Raw genomic sequence first — 15,898 nt, forward strand, 5'->3', positions numbered from 1 at the left:
TCCACAAACGCTGCGGCTGGCGATCGCCCAAAATCTGGGTAAAATCGCCCTACGGCTCCAACCGCTTCGGCGGCTTAAGCAACACACTCCCGGCCGCGTCGCCGCCGCATCTCCCCTTAACGCCCCACGGTGAACAAGAAAATGTTATTAACGAGAACGAAGTTCCCAACCGGCCCACTGCTATTCGGGCTCTTCTTAGCACTAGCGACGAGCCTTTCGGCTGCCGAGAACAAGGCGTCGGCCGCCAAAAAAGGGGGAGTCGGTGTGACTCCAGCCGAATCGTTCAACGTCCCTGAAGGCTTTGAGGTCGAACTGCTGTACCAAGTCCCCTCCAACAGCGAAGGCTCTTGGGTCTGCTTGACCACCGATCCGAAAGGACGTCTGCTGGCCAGCGATCAATACGGCGGGCTCTATCGCATCACGGTCAAGGCCGACGGTGGGGTCGATGTCGAGCGTTTGAAAGGTGACTTCGGCATGGCCCATGGCATGCTCTCCGCCTTCGGCAGCCTGTACATCAACGTCAACGGACAACCCGCCAAAGGGAAGCAGAAGGAAGTCAAAAGCGGCATCTATCGCTTGACCGACACCACCGGCGACGACCAGTACGATAAGGTCGAACACCTGATCGAATTGAAGGGCCGCGGCGAACACGGCCCGCACGCGTTGATCCTCTCTCCCGATGGCAAACAAATTTATGTCGCCGGCGGCAACACGACCGATCTGCCAGCGGACGTCCCCCACAGTCGCGTCCCTCGCCATTGGTCGGAAGATCATCTGTTGGGAAGCATGCCCGACGCCCGCGGCCACAATGCGGGACGCTTGGCTCCCGGCGGTTGGGTCGCACGGATCAACCCCGACGGCAGCGACTTTGAAATCATCGCCACCGGTTTCCGCAACGAATACGACATCGCCTTCAACCCCGCCGGCGAACTGTTCACCTACGATGCCGACATGGAATGGGACGTCGGTACCCCTTGGTACCGTCCGACCCGCGTGAACCACGTTGTCAGTGGCGCCGAGTTCGGTTGGCGAAACGGCGCTGGCAAGTGGCCAGCCTATTACCCCGACAGCCTCGGCGCTGTCGTCGACATCGGCCCCGGTTCACCGACCGGAATCGCGTTTGGTACCGGTGCCAAGTTCCCAGCGAAGTACCAGAAGGCATTGTTCATCTGTGACTGGAGCTTCGGAAATATCTTTGCAGTCCACATGGACGAATCGGGTTCCAGCTACAGCGGATCGTTCGAAACCTTCGCAACCGCGGCGCCGTTGCCCGTGACCGATCTGGTAGTGCGACCTCAAGATGGCCTGCTGTACTTCACGATCGGTGGCCGACGAACTCAGTCGGCACTCTACCGCATCCGCTACACCGGTCCCGAATCGACAGCCCCCGTTGCCGCGTCGGTCGATCAAGAATCGCAGGCGCTGCGTCAACTGCGACACAAGCTGGAATCGTTTCACGGTTCGGCTAATCCCGAGGCAGTCGCCGCGGCGATTGCGGAACTTGGAAATTCCGACCGCAACATCCGCTTTGCCGCTCGCATCGCCTTGGAACACCAACCGGTCGACCAATGGCGCAGCAAAGTCCTGGCACTGACCGATCCTCAAGCGTTGATCCACGGCGTGATCGCTTTGGCTCGTTGTGGCGAAGCTTCCGATGCCTCCGCGGCGATCGAAGCCCTGACGTCGATCAAGTGGGACGCCCTTAGCGATTCGCAGCGGATCGATTTGCTGCGAGCCTACGGACTTACATTCATTCGTTTGGGCACTCCCAACGACGCACAACGTGCAACGATTCTGGCCCAACTGGATCCGCATCTGCCTGGCAAAAACGTCGACGTCAATCGCGAACTGGCTCAGGTTCTGATCGCACTGGACGCCGACAAGATCGCCGCTCGCGTCGTCGACTTGATGATCAACGCGCCGACGCAAGAAGATCAGATGCGATACGCGTTTACGCTTCGCGGACACGAAGCGACCTGGGACGCCGATTCGCAAAAAGCCTATTTCGGTTGGTTCCAGAACGCTGCTGCCGCCCGCGGCGGGATGTCGTTCGGCGGTTTTTTGTCGAACATCCGCGATGCGGCAATCGCCAAGCTTTCGGATGAAAAGAAAGCCGAACTCGGCGACCTGCTGAAAACTCCGGAGGCTCGCGATCCGTTGGCCGATCTGGAACCGCGCGATGTGGTCAAGGAATGGAAGGTCGAGGATCTGACCGCCAGCAGCGACGACACCAAGCAAGCATTTGACTTCGAACGCGGCAAGAAGATGTTTGCTGTTGGTCAGTGCTACAAGTGCCATCGCATGAGCGGCCAGGGAGGGATCTTGGGTCCCGATCTGACCGGTGCCGGCGGACGCTTCAGCACCAAGGATCTGTTGGTTTCGATCATCGAACCTAACAAAGTCATCAGCGACCAATACGGTGCAACGCAGTTCCTGACTCTGGACGGCAAAGTCATCGTTGGCAAAGTCATCAACCTGGCGGGCGACCGCATGATGGTCCTGACCAACATGATGAATCCCGCCGATCAGACGACGATCATTCGCGACGACATCGATACGATGGGCGAAGCGACGACGTCGATGATGCCCGCTGGATTGATGGACACGATGACCGCTGAAGAGATCCGCGACTTGCTGGCGTATTTGAAAGCGGGCGGCAATCCGTCGCACGAGATCTACGCCAAGTAGATCGATGAACGGGCGTGCGGCATCCGATGTCGCAAACCCAACTTGGTTGGGCCGGAATGATCGTCGTATCATTCCGGCTTGGATGTCGCATGTCCCGCCAAGAGTGCCTGGTGGGACGATGGCAGCAGATTGTCAGGTCGAAGAACTTGGAGTTTCGTGATGGCAAAAAAAGCAGCCCAACCGAAGAAGAAAGCGAGCAATGACGACCGGATGCTGCGGCGTCCGGCCGAAGATCTGTTTGCCGAAGAGATCGACGCGCTGATCAAAAACGATCAGCATCCATGCCCCAACGGTTGGCGAATGTCTGCCCGCAGCGTGCTCACCTACATCTGCGGCGGCAAGGCGGGCAGCACGCCGATCACTCCCAAATACGTCGGCAACCGACGCCTTGTCGAGATTGCGATTTCGACGCTGGTCACCGATCGGGCGCTGCTGTTGATCGGCGAACCGGGGACCGCCAAAAGCTGGCTCAGCGAACATCTGGCCGCGGCGATCAACGGCGATTCAACCAAAGTTGTCCAAGGGACCGCGGGGACAACGGAAGAACAGATCCGCTACACCTGGAACTACGCGATGCTGATCGCTCACGGTCCCAGCCCCGAAGCGTTGATCAAGAGTCCCGTCTTCCGCGCGATGGAGTCGGGGCAACTTGCCCGTTTCGAAGAGATCACGCGCTGCGCGTCGGAAGTCCAAGACGCGATGATCTCGCTGCTGTCGGAAAAACGGATCAGCGTTCCCGAACTGGCGACCGAGGTCGCTGCCGAAAAAGGCTTCTCGGTGATTGCGACGGCCAACACCCGCGACCGCGGCGTCAACGATATGTCGGCAGCTCTGAAACGCCGCTTCAATCTCGTCGTCCTGCCCAGTCCATCGGATCTGGAAACGGAGATCGACATCGTCACCGGCCGCGTTGCCCAACTGGCATCGAACCTCGACTTGCAAGCGGAACTACCGACGCCCGATGCCGTCGAAAAGGTCTGCACCATCTTCCGCGAACTGCGATCGGGCGAAACGCTCGACGGCAAGAACAAACTCAAAAGCCCCTCGGGCGTCCTCTCCACCGCCGAAGCGATCTCCTTGTTGTGCAACAGCATGGCCCTCGCGGGCAGCTTCGGAAACGGCAGCGTCACCGCCGAAGATATCGCAGCCGGCCTACAGGGCTCGGTCGTCAAAGACGACGACAAAGATCACCTGGTCTGGTCGGAATACCTGAAGAACGTGATGAAGAAACGGGGCTCCCAGTGGCGACCACTCTTCGATGCCTGCTCCGACCACAATTCTTGATCGTCGGAATCCCAATCGAGAACCCAAAAGAGGCTTGCTGCCAGACCACAGGGTGCCACTGGCTCTGCCAGTGCTGATTTACCGAAGCCCCTGTGGATGTAGCACCGAGCAGTTTTAACAATGCCGAAGGCCTAGGCTACAGCATCCCAGAGTAAGACGTTGCAATCGGAGACGAAGGGAGTCCGTATTGGATGACGCCCCGCTCAGCCCACACTCAAACCTTCGATCAGGAACGCACTGGCAAAGCCAGTGGCACCCGGCCTCGGGGGGCTTAAAAACCGGAGGGTTGGTGACGCTGGACGATCTCGGAGAGCTTCGGGTGCAGTTTGCCATTGGTCACGATCACGCCACCGGCTTGCAGCCCCAGCGGTTCGCCTCGCGATGTCGTCACGGTTCCTCCCGCCTCTTCGACGATCAGCTTCCCGGCGGCGAAGTCCCACGGCGAAAGGAAGTATTCGAAAAAGCCGCCGAACTGCCCGGCTGCGACGCCGCACAGATCGAGCGCCGCGGCGCCCATCCGGCGGATTCCGTGAATCTGATGTTGCGAGAACAGTTCGCCGATCGCGTCCAGGGTCGCCTGCATCAACTTGCCGCGATCGTAATGGAACCCACACGCCAGCATCGCTTGTCCCAGCGACTCTTCGCTCGAAACGCTCAAGCGGCGATCGTTGCTCCACGCTCCAGCCCCCGCGATCGCCGTGAACCAATCCTCGCGGATCGGGTTGTAGACGATGCCGACCTGCGTCTGGCCGCGATAACAGTAGGCGATCGAGATCGCAAAATGGGGAATGCTGTGGGCGAAGTTGTTTGTCCCGTCCAAGGGATCGATCACCCACAGATGCTCCGCTTCGATCGCTCCCGAAAGCTCCTCTTCTCCCAACAGCTCGTGATCGGGATACGCCGCCCGGATCACACCGGCGATCGTCTGCTCCGATTCGAGATCGGCGTCGGAGACGAGGTTGTGTTGGCCTCCGGTTGCGTCGGCTTTACTGCGGATCTGCACGCCGGTTTCGTAATAGCGGCGCAGCACGCCGCCGGCGGCAACCGCGGCCTGGCGTGCGACTTCCATGATCTGCTCTCGATCCAAATCGCTCATCTTCGGTTCACTCTATTTGCTGCAGGCGGTGATCGCTTGGCGAACCAAGTCTTCGGGAACATCGTCGACCAATTCGACATGTCCAATTTTTGTCGGCAAGATGAAACGCAGCTTGCCGTGTTCGGTCTTCTTATCGCTGAACATCGCTCCCAACATCGCATCGGGATCGGCTTCGGACCAAGTGTTCGGCAACTGCAGCGAGGTGAACAGCTCCGTCTGTTGTTCACAAAACGCATCGTCGACACGCCCCATGCGGCGTGCAAGATCGGCAGCCATCTGCATCCCGATCGCGATCGCTTCGCCGTGCAGGAAGTGTCCGTATCCGGCAAGCGCTTCGATCGCGTGACCAAACGTATGCCCATAGTTCAAGGTCGCGCGGCGGCCTGTCGTTTCGCGTTCGTCAGCCAAGACGACGTCGGCTTTCGCTTGACAACTGGTTCGGATCGCATGCTTCAGCGCCGCGGCATCGCGGGCATGGATCGCTTCGTGGTTCTGTTGCAACCAAGCAAAAAATTCGGCATCGCAGATCACGCCGTACTTCGCCACTTCAGCCAGCCCGCTGATGAACTCCCGCGGTGCCAAAGTCCCCAGCGTCGCGATATCGATCGCAACCAACTGGGGCTGCCAAAACGAGCCGACCATATTCTTGGCACCGGGCAGATTGATCCCCGTCTTGCCGCCGACGCTACTGTCGACCTGAGCCAACAAAGTCGTGGGGACTTGGACAAACCGGATCCCACGCATGAAGGTCGCCGCCACCATCCCGGCGAGATCGCCCACGACACCTCCGCCGACGGCGATGATCGCGCTCTTGCGATCGGTCTTGGCTTCCAGCAGCCCAATCCACAACCGCTGCAGCTGTTCGACACACTTGCTCGGTTCGCCCGACGGGACCGAAATCATGTCGGTCCGATAGCGGTCCTGCAACGCTTGCTGAATTGTCGCGGCCCATGGCTGGGCGACAGCCGCATCGTGAATAATGATCGCATGCGACAGATCGGGCATCCGATCGGCGATCGGCGAAACGAGATCCGATAGCCAATCGCTGCCGATCAGAATCGGGTACGGAGCATCGGGCAGCGGGACTTCCAGGCGGTCGGGAACGTTTGGCAAAACCATGAATTTTGATCGTTGCTACAGGTTAGGCGAATCAAGCACGTGGGTTAGGATAGCAGCATGGATCAATCTAAAGAAGCATCGACCGACAACGCGGCACCAGCGGCCCAGTGGCCTCCGCGACCGCCACTGGTCTCCCCACGCGGCTGCCTATTTGCACTTCTCGGACTCGGTTTCGCAATCGCGATGTCGCTGGCGATCGTTCGTAACCGGAGTATGCCGACCGAACAGACCGATCCTTTCTGGGGCCCCGAGGTGAGCCAGGCGATTCGGGTCGGCCGACCTGTCGAACTGCTTCGCCCCGAAGGATCCCAAGCCGTCCCCGAACTCGACTTTTATCACGAGGGCTGGCTCGACCTGACCGAACTGCGCGACCTAGGCTACTTCCGACGCGTATTCCTTGCGGACAACAATTTCGATTGGCAACAGCTGGGAGAAAGGGAAATCCCTGCGGCCGATCCAGCGCATTGGCCATGGGCCTATGTGCGGTTCGGACAATCCGACGACGAAGCGGAGGCGACGACGATCGCGATCCACCTAGACGAGGGGTGGGTGGGAATGCCGGGTGGGCGACGAGCGGCTCGACTGACCGAAAGCGTCCTACCACGGATCGCCTATCGCTTGCGGTTGTTCGCAAAAGTAGCGTCTGAAACGACAGAATCGCCCAAGTAAGCGACTTTTATAGGTACGTTCATCGAATCTGGGCGTTCATCTGGATATAATATTAAGGAGCCGTGATCGCAGCCTAATATTCAGTTTACGGGAAGCGTCACCCCCATACTCTTCTAAATCAACGAGTTCGATCTATGGACCGCAAAGCGCTCGGGCAGCAGCATTTTACCGGACCGATGATGCAATTGTCCGAATCGCTCAAGGGCACGATCCAGGAACAGGATTGGCCGGAGTTCAACCCCGAGCCGATCGTTCACTACTACCAGTCGATGATTGCCGAGAGCCTTCCCGAGCTGATCGAGCAATCGCTGGACGACACCGACATCGCCGATCTCGAGCCAGACCAAGTTCAATGCTTTGGGCTGTTGGTGCTCCGCGACATGTTCCGTCGCTTCCACAAGCGGCTCCGCCCCAATGAAGCCGATTCCAGCTGGGTCGATCCGCTCTTCAGCCAGATCGCGGCCAAACACGACCTTCCCTCTGAAGCGTTAGTCGACGATGGCAAGCCCTACGACGTCAAGGATCTCAATGCACCATGGGCCGGGTCGCTGGGAGCGCTGATGGGATTGCCTGGCGGTGAACTGGTCCGCGCTCAAGGCAAAGCTCTGCAATCGGTCCAGAAGCAAACCGCTGCGGCGACGCCCGCGAAACCGGCCGCTGCGGCAAAGCCAGCCACCCCCATGTTGGACGACGAGGACGAGGTTGAATATCGCCGAGGGGGATTCTTCAGCTCCGCCCCTCCTTGGATGGTTAGCAGCCTGGTCCATGGCCTCGTCTTGCTGATGCTCGCCTTGGTCACCTTAGATCCGGTGCAAATCGCGAAAAACGTGCTCACCGTCACACCGACCGACGAGGCGGGGCAAGAGATGGAAGAGTTTTCTCTGGAGCAGATCGAACCCGATTCGATGGAGGAGGAGATGATCGAAGAGCCGGTCGTCAGCCCCCCCACGACGGTTCAAGCTGTCGAAGCGATCGAGGTCGAGACGCCCGACGCGGTGCTGATGGTCGGTACCGAGATGCCCGACATGATCGATGCGATCGCCCCGATGGATTCATTGACCCAATCGTTGACCGCTGCGATGGAAGCGACGACCGAGTTTTCGGCGCGAAGTACCGACATGAAAAAGGAACTGCTGAAGAAATACGGCGGCAGCGAAGCGACCGAAGCGGCCGTCACCAAAGCCCTGGAATGGTTCCAACGGCATCAATTGCCCAACGGAGCCTGGAATCTGCATCACAACATCGCCTGTGGTAACAAATGTGGAAATCCTGGCGACGAAAAGGCAAAAGACAGCTTTAACGGGGCGACCGCCCTGGCAATCCTCCCCTTCCTGGGTGCCGGTCAAACACACCGGCAAGGCAAATACAAAAGCGTCGTCCAACGCGGCCTGATGTTCATCGCCGGAAACATGAAGGTCAAAAACCAGGGCGGTCTGATCACCGGCGATTGTCGCGATGGGGCGGGAAACATGTACTCCCATGGGTTATGTGCGATCGTGCTATGCGAAGCGTACGCGATGACCAAAGACCCGGCGCTCGCAAAACCAGCCCAAGCGGCACTGAACTTCATCGCCATGTCACAACACAAAACGGGGGGCGGCTGGCGATACTCCCCCGGGCAGGAAGGAGATACGTCGGTTGTCGGTTGGATGGTGATGGCTCTGAAGAGTGGCCACATGGGGCACCTAGTCGTACCACCTAACACGGTTCGCGGTGCATCCTTGTTCTTGGATCGCGTTTCGGCTGACAACGGCGTCTATTACGGCTACACATCGCCAGCCAAAAAGCCGTCGATGACCGCCGTGGGTTTGTTGTGCCGGATGTATCTGGGCTGGGACAAAGAGAACCCATCGCTTCAGAAGGGAGTCGATTACCTTGCCAAGATCGGACTCAACAAGAACGATGCCTACCACAACTACTACTCGGCTCAAGTCCTTCGCCAGTATGGCGGCCCCCACTGGGACGCGTTTAATAAAAACATGAGCGAATGGTTGGTCGACTCCCAGGAATCGACAGGGCACGCAGCGGGCAGCTGGCATTTCAAAAGCGGCCATACCGGCGGACGCGGGGGCCGCCTGGCGATCACGTCGCTCTGCACGATGACTCTGGAAGTCTATTACCGCCACCTGCCACTGTACGCCGACAAGGCCGCCGAAGACGATTTCCCGTTGTAAGCCTCGAGCCGCTGCACTCCCATCGCCTGGCTCGGGCGATCGCCGCCGCACTTTCACTTGCGTTTCGCAGCCGGCATCCGCTCGCATCCAGTTCTCAACGGAACCGCGGATCGCTAGCGATCAATGGCTGTTCTGCGTCGCCCCCCTCCCGAACCGCTTTAACTGGGGAAGCGTCCGAGCAGCAAACCGCGGAAGAGATTTCCCAGCTTGATTGAAAGGCCTCGCTTTACTAGTCGCGGCAGCCCTCAAGGCCGGGCCTCGATTACAAAAGTGTTCGACGCTAGCGTTTATATTTGCTGAAGAAAGTTACCCAGAAAACCCGATTTTCGCAGATATCCGGAATCATCCGCGCATCATCGTTGTGCCGTTTCGCACCACACCGCTGCGTCAGAGAGTCACGTCGATTGGGTCCAGAGTATGTCATATCACGAATATTGGCGGTTGCATCGCCTGCCATTTGGCCAGGTCAATGGACGCGAAGACTTCTACGAAGGGACTAGCCAACGCGAGGCGATCGCCCGACTTCGCTTCCTGGTCGGCAACGCCCGTTCGGTGGGGCTGTTGATCGGCGGCCCCGGGTCGGGCCGCAGCTCGCTGCTGCGACATGTCAGCCGCAATGTGCTGTGGACTGGTGCGATCGTTGAAACGGTCCTGCTTTCGGGACGCTGCGACTCGCAAGCCGATTGGCTGGACCAGCTCTCCGGCGCGATGTGCGGCGAGCCAACGCTGCACAGCACCGACGCCTGGCGTCGGACTTGCGACACGATCGACGCCGCCAGCCGGCAGGACGTCTACACGTGCCTGTTGGTCGACGACGCATCGAGCGTGGTCGCCGAATCGGTCAGTTCGCTGATCAATCGATCGCGCCACGTGACCGCTGTCCTGGGTTGCAGCAACGAAACAGCTGGCAACCTGGTCCATCGAATCGGTGGCTGCCCGCTGCGGATCGACCTGCCACACTGGGCCCTTTCGGATTCCGCAGGCTTTGTTCGTCAAAGCGTCGCCGATGCCGGCGGCGATCCAGAACTGTTCAACGATGCGGCAATTGTCCGCTTGCACGAATTAAGCGAAGGGCGTGTGGCGACTCTCGCCCGACTAGCGGAACTGTCGCTGCTTGCCGGTGCTGGTGCCCGTGCAACTCAGATCACTCCCGACATCGTCGAAGCGATCCAAGATGAAATGTTGGTCGCGGCGGCATAACTGCGGCGTCGACAGAAGGCACTGTTAAGACAAACGCTATCGCGGCAGATCGCGAACTACCAGCGAAGAACAGCGGTTCCCCAGGCGAGCCCCGCGCCAAAACCACACAGCAGCGCGTGCTGGCCGCGTTGGATCTTGCCGGCGCGAACGGCTTCATCAAGCGCCAACGGAATGCTCGCGGCGCTGGTATTCCCATAGCGATCGACGTTGACAAACACGCTTTCGCGATGCACGCCCAGATCGGAAACCGCGGAATCGATGATCCGCTGATTCGCTTGGTGCAAAATGATCAGACTCAGATCATCGGGCCCCATATCCAGTTCGTTCAAGACATCGATCGAACTCTCGGTGACCACGCGAACGGCCCACTTGAAGACAGCGCGGCCATCCATCCAAAGATAGTGGCGACCTTCATTGAACGCATCGGGGACCAACGGAGTTCGCGAACCGCCGGCGGGAATGCACAACATCTTGCCGCCGCAGCCTTCGCTGCCTAACGTGTATTTCAGCAGGCCCGCCCCTTCGGGCTTATCGGGAACCAACAACACTGCCCCAGCGCCGTCGCCAAACAGCGGATAGGTCTTGGGATCGTGCGGGTTGATCGTGCGGCTCATCAGGTCGGCGCCAACAACCAGCACCTTCTTGGCGTTCCCCGCCGCAACAAATTGTGCCCCCGTCACCATCGCATACATGAAACCGGCACACGCGGCGTTGACGTCCATCGCCGGAGCGGTCGCTCCCAAACGCCGTTGCAAATGACACGCAGCCGACGGAGTTGGATGGTCGGGGGTCATCGTCGCGACCAAAATCATGTCGACTTCCGAAGCGTCGACCCCAGCATCCTTCAAACATCGCGACGCCGCTTCGTACGCCATGTCACTGGTCGCTTCGTCGGGGCGCGCCTTACGCCGCTCGCGAATCCCTGTCCGCTTGATGATCCAATCGCTATCGCAGCCAAGACTCGCCAGGTCGTCGTTGGTGACAATTTCACTGGGGGCGTAGGATCCGGTGGAAGCGACGCGGACACCAAGGGCTTGGCCAAGTCGACTGCGACCGCCGGTCTGGGTCAGCGGTGCCGAACCGCGCTCGGATTTGGAACGGATTCCAGCGGAAGAAGATTCGGTAATCTGTGACATTCGATAAGACGCCGATAGCAAACGCGAACAAAAAGGCCGGCAATCCCGTGCGGATTGCTGGCATGGATTCAGACCATAATACACGAATCGAACGTTTTGCGGCAGACGGAACCGCCCGACGACGACAATCCGCCCCCGGTTTCCGCCGACTTGTGCTCGATGTCCCAGCCGACGTACATTCCAGTCCGTGATTTGCCATTCCCAATCCTTTCGCGATACCAGGAGTTTCCCCAGTGGTCGAGATCCAATTGGAATACCAAGGCGGGCTGCGATGCCAAGCCACCCATGGCCCCAGCGGCTGTCAACTGTCGACCGATGCTCCCGTCGACAACCAAGGCCGCGGAGAATCGTTCTCCCCCACCGATCTGGTGGCAACGGCCCTCGGCAGTTGTGTGAGCACGATCATGGGGATCTATGCCGATCGGCACGATCTGGATCTAACAGGCATGAAAGTTCGCGTTGAAAAACACATGTCGGCCGACCTGCCGCGACGTATCATGCGACTGCCCGTCGAAATCCACGTTCCGATCAACTTAGACGATCGCCACCGCACCGCGATCGAAGCGGCAGCAGGACTCTGCCCCGTCCACCAAAGCCTGCGCGCCGACATCGAAGCTCCACTCGCCTTCCACTACCCTGAGTGATCCACAAAATCCAGTCGGGGAGAACGGGAGTGGGGGAGCTAACATGCCCGCCGTTCATGAGCCCGCCGCCGCGACCTTCCCCATCCCACCCGCACAGCGCGGGAGAGCCGAAAAACGAGCATCAAGCAAGTTTTTCGGGATGAGGGCCTTCCGCAAACTTGTTGCGATAGGTTGAAGCGAAAAAATCTGCAAGCTATCGCTCCAGCACCGATAGCGGCGTCGGCGGCTGCCCCCAGACCAGATCCTTGGCCGCCAGTTTGGTGTCCCACTTCTTCGCTGCAGCAGCCCGACGCGGCCCCGTTTCCTGAGGCCGGAAGTTCAGCGTGGTCCCCGTGATTTCACGAAGGTTTTCCAACGCGAGAACGCGCGTTGCCAAAGCGCCGTCGTTGAGCGCTTCGATCAAGGCAAAGTCCTCTCCGCTGGCCAGTTGCTCGGGAGAATACCCCCACAACAAGCGATACAGCCCCGGCGCTCGAGCGGCATCCATCCGAAAGATCGAATCGCGGAGATCAGTTGCGTACTGGCCGCCGCGATCCAAATGCGACTGAACGGCGACGAAGTGCTCCTGCCAATGTGATTTCTGCGCGTCGTTCTCGAAGATCCCCTTGGTACCGAAGTAGACGTCCGAAACTCCCAGAGCCAACAACGACCGAGCGGCCAAGGCAGCGACTTCGGCACGCCGGAACCCAACCGCCTCACGCAGCGAGATCTCGATAGTTTTTGTCTCGTCGATCAACTCCAACAATCCTTTCCGCGACAGGCTGTCGATCGAAACCGCATTCGCTTCGGGAGCCTCTGCCCAAGCGGGCGAATCGGCGCTAGCGTTTGTCGCTTCCGCCGTGCCGATCCGACTCCAACGAACCCTTTCAGCCAGGGAAACATCATCCCCTCCCTCAACAGTCCAACCAACACTCCCTGCCAGAACTTGGAGCGCGACGACCTGTTGGATCGATTCAGCCACCACCGGATCGGCTCCTGGAGCGCGGAAGACCGCGACCTGAATCGCAGCTCGAGACTCCGCGGTCGGCAGATGCAGCGTCGCCAACTGCCCCGCAAGATTCAGTTCGACCGTCGCATCGGGTGTCGCCGATTCCAACACGAACCGACCGTACGCCAGATTGATCGTGGGGGCCGAATCATCCGCTGCAGCGAACGAGAAATCGGCCTCTCCCACACTGGTCAACGCCACCCCGTCGGCCAACAAAATTCGGCTGCGAAAGGTCGGCAGATTCACCAGCGAGCTGCCCGAGACAACTGCCGCCCCCTTCGTCACGCGTTCCCATCCTGCGTCGGTTCGGGACAGCAGCAGGGTCCCTTGCGATTCCAGAACGCCCACCTGCTGAGCCACATCCACCGGCGCGGGCGGATCTGCCGGCGCGGCCGCTGCGGCCGGTTCCATTGCGGGTTCAGGACTCAACGATGCTGCGGGGCTGACGGGCTCCGTTGCGGCAGGGGGGGCCGGCATCGCGGGCTCCTCAGGGGCAAGCTCCGCTGGGGGCTGCGGCGACGGAACCGTGTTTGCGTTGACAGGATCGGCGGACGTTGGCATCACAGCCTTCGGATCGGCGGCGGGATCAGACGCATTGGATTCCGGGGCGTTCGACGCGGGCGCTGGCACTGCGGGGACCGCGACCGCCGGCGTCGCCGAAGCGGCTGGCATCGTCGATTCGTCAGCGGCTGGCGCGACGGAATCGCTGCCGGCGGCTGGCGCGGTGGCGGCGGGAATCTCGACAGCCGAAAGATCTGAACCCGTCGCCGCGGCAGCGGGGCTGCGTGGGCTCGCCTCTTCGACAACGACCGTATCCGGCTGTTCGCCAACAGGCCCAAACCCAGGGGCTGGCAGGTCCTCGCGATCGATCCTCAACGGATCCTCGGCGGTGTATTCTTGCGGCGTATCGGAGGCCAAACGCGAGACCGGCTGAAATGCTTTGGCAATGATAAATAACAGCACCGCACACAGCCCCAAGGTCATCAACCAAGGGAGAATTCGCGACGGCCGGCCAGCTCGCAAATACTCGGGCACATCGGGACGGCGGGGCGAAAGCCCGGCGGCATGTCCATTCGCGGCGGATTGCGTGACAGCAGCCGATCGAAACGGAACGGCGACCGTCGATGCGGAATCGATCTCTTGAGCGGGCCCCCGTTCCACTGTCGCCGCCTCTGCAACAGGCAGATCCAAAGAAGCGACCGAAGGATTGCTCAACAACGGACCGTCGGGGCTGATTGCCGTCGCCTCGCTGTCCGCAGCAAGTCCCTGGGAAAGCTGGTAGATCCGGTCGCGCAACCCGTGCGGAACCAATGCTGGTCGCGAAAGGACAAGTGTCAGGATCTGATGGCACGCGGCGGCTTCGGACATGTGCACGTCCGATTCCAACAGGACCCGCTCGACTTCCGGAATCCGCTCGCCCGGCAGAACGCTGTCCAAATATTCCGCGATCGTATTGGCGTCTTCGATCGGATGAACCGCCCCCACAGCGGGTGCCCCCAGATCGGTGCGTTGGATCGACGCCTTGATCTTGTCGGCTAATTGCGTCGCGTAGGGACTATCGCGCAGCTTCGCCGAAAGCGCTTCGTTCGCCTCTTCGGGCAACACATGATCCAAATATGCCAACAGGGTACGAACGGTTAAACGCATGAAGAAGATTCCCGATGGAGCAAGCAGTTGTCACGGCGACCGCTGAACAAGTTCTACGCGGCCCCAGAGAAACCATCGGGCGATCGATCGCAACCGAGGCTCCCCATTAATAGTTAGTGGGCCGCGGAGGCTGCGTCCGTACAAGAATCTTAGAAATTTAGCGAAATCGCACGTTCGATCGGGTTTCGCCCGGCGACGCTTGCAAAATCAAGCAGCCTGCTTTGCCGCCATCCGATCCATTCGTCGCTGAATCTTCTCGGGAACGTCACGCCAACGGCGGTGCATCCACCAATATTGCTCGGGACTTAGAGCGATCGCCTTCTCCAGCCGCTCGTTGTACCAACAGGTCAGCTCGGTCACGCCTCCCAGCTCCGGACCGGCTTCGCGCGGATCGGCGACGCCGTTGCAACCGATCTCGAATTGCATCGGGCCAGTCGTCCGGCGAGAGTAGAATACTGCCATCGGAGCGTCGTTGGCTAAGGTAAACAGCGCCAGCGCCTTGTGGCACGACGTCGGTTTGCCGAAGAAGTTGACCCAACAACCGCGGGCGCCGGCAAACTGGTCGGCCACCAGCGAGAGCGTGCCGTTGGATTCCAGATGCTGTTGGATGATGTCGGCCGAGCCCTCTTTGTCGACAAGCATCTGGCCGTGCATGCCGCGGAACTGGGTGATGTAACGATGCAGGAAGCGGTTGTCCAACGGCCGCGCGACGGTCATCGTCGGGATCCCAAACAGCCCCGTCGCGTAGCCACCGATCTCAAAATTGCCGTAATGTCCGCTGACCAAGACCATTGGGCGGCCTTCCAAAAACGGCCGCAGGAAGATGCCCGAGGTGGGGAAATCGAGCATCTGCCGCCAGTTGGAAAGGTGCAATCGCCGACGCGACCATGCGATTTCGCAAGCCATCATCACCAGGTGAGCCCACATTTGGCGACGCGTCTCATTAATTTGCTGGTCGCTAGCGTTGGGAGATGCGATCCGCAGATTGGTGTCGATAATCCGGCGGCGGAGCTGTAAAACGTCCGAAACCAGGTAGGCCAAGCCGTTGCAAACCGGTTGCATCCGCTGGACCGAAAGCGTTTGGATGACGGCAAACAGCGTCCGCACCAAGAGATAGACGGCAAAATCGATAGCGGTCTGCTTGTTCACGCGACGTCGAATCCTTTTCATTGCCAAAATCATCCGCCCCCGTCGGGGCAGCTTTTGTCGGTCCTAGATATGTCGGCCCATTGTGTCAGGACATTCCCCAGCCG

Annotated in this window: 11 protein-coding genes; 6 read left to right on the forward strand and 5 right to left on the reverse strand. The window is 59.9% G+C overall.

Annotation, left to right across the window (positions count from 1 at the left end; all coding sequences use genetic code 11):
- Positions 1-141 precede the first annotated feature (141 nt).
- Entirely contained in the window at positions 142-2,688 is a 2,547-nt protein-coding gene (locus tag EC9_RS23615) for a c-type cytochrome (RefSeq protein ID WP_145348490.1), read from the forward strand.
- A gap of 159 nt (positions 2,689-2,847) precedes the next feature.
- Positions 2,848-3,972, forward strand: coding sequence for an ATP-binding protein (locus EC9_RS23620; protein WP_145348491.1), 1,125 nt, complete (start codon positions 2,848-2,850; stop codon positions 3,970-3,972).
- A gap of 271 nt (positions 3,973-4,243) precedes the next feature.
- Here EC9_RS23620 and EC9_RS23625 read toward each other — a convergent pair whose 3' ends face one another.
- Together EC9_RS23625 and aroB are read right to left on the reverse strand one after the other, a co-directional pair.
- A complete protein-coding gene (locus EC9_RS23625) occupies positions 4,244-5,068 on the reverse strand; it encodes an inositol monophosphatase family protein (RefSeq protein ID WP_145348492.1) in 825 nt (274 codons plus the stop codon).
- 12 nt (positions 5,069-5,080) lie between these two features.
- Complete coding sequence (gene aroB, locus EC9_RS23630; RefSeq protein WP_145348493.1) at positions 5,081-6,187, reverse strand: 3-dehydroquinate synthase; 1,107 nt, start codon at positions 6,185-6,187, stop codon at positions 5,081-5,083.
- A gap of 57 nt (positions 6,188-6,244) precedes the next feature.
- Here aroB and EC9_RS23635 point away from each other — a divergent pair, with 57 nt between their 5' ends.
- From EC9_RS23635 to EC9_RS23645, 3 genes are all read left to right on the forward strand, one after another.
- Positions 6,245-6,856 carry a hypothetical protein gene (locus EC9_RS23635; protein ID WP_145348494.1) on the forward strand — a complete coding sequence of 204 codons (612 nt, stop codon included), beginning with the start codon at positions 6,245-6,247 and terminating at the stop codon, positions 6,854-6,856.
- A gap of 134 nt (positions 6,857-6,990) precedes the next feature.
- Complete coding sequence (locus tag EC9_RS27085; RefSeq protein ID WP_246105845.1) at positions 6,991-9,030, forward strand: prenyltransferase/squalene oxidase repeat-containing protein; 2,040 nt, start codon at positions 6,991-6,993, stop codon at positions 9,028-9,030.
- A gap of 417 nt (positions 9,031-9,447) precedes the next feature.
- Positions 9,448-10,230, forward strand: a complete 783-nt coding sequence (locus EC9_RS23645) for an AAA family ATPase (protein ID WP_145348495.1) — start codon at positions 9,448-9,450, stop codon at positions 10,228-10,230.
- Positions 10,231-10,286: 56 nt separating this feature from the next.
- Here EC9_RS23645 and EC9_RS23650 read toward each other — a convergent pair whose 3' ends face one another.
- Positions 10,287-11,366, reverse strand: coding sequence for a beta-ketoacyl-ACP synthase III (locus tag EC9_RS23650; protein ID WP_145348496.1), 1,080 nt, complete (start codon positions 11,364-11,366; stop codon positions 10,287-10,289).
- Positions 11,367-11,599: 233 nt separating this feature from the next.
- Here EC9_RS23650 and EC9_RS23655 point away from each other — a divergent pair, with 233 nt between their 5' ends.
- Complete coding sequence (locus EC9_RS23655) at positions 11,600-12,010, forward strand: OsmC family protein (RefSeq protein WP_145348497.1); 411 nt, start codon at positions 11,600-11,602, stop codon at positions 12,008-12,010.
- Positions 12,011-12,203: 193 nt separating this feature from the next.
- On the opposite strand, the gene EC9_RS23660 is transcribed toward EC9_RS23655, so the two are convergent.
- Together EC9_RS23660 and EC9_RS23665 are read right to left on the reverse strand one after the other, a co-directional pair.
- Positions 12,204-14,645, reverse strand: coding sequence for a hypothetical protein (locus tag EC9_RS23660; protein ID WP_145348498.1), 2,442 nt, complete (start codon positions 14,643-14,645; stop codon positions 12,204-12,206).
- A 207-nt stretch (positions 14,646-14,852) separates the two neighbouring features.
- A complete protein-coding gene (locus tag EC9_RS23665; RefSeq protein ID WP_218934384.1) occupies positions 14,853-15,815 on the reverse strand; it encodes a lysophospholipid acyltransferase family protein in 963 nt (320 codons plus the stop codon).
- Positions 15,816-15,898: the final 83 nt, after the last annotated feature.

Origin of the sequence: Rosistilla ulvae, assembly GCF_007741475.1 — a bacterium.
In the GTDB taxonomy this organism is placed as follows: domain Bacteria; phylum Planctomycetota; class Planctomycetia; order Pirellulales; family Pirellulaceae; genus Rosistilla; species Rosistilla ulvae.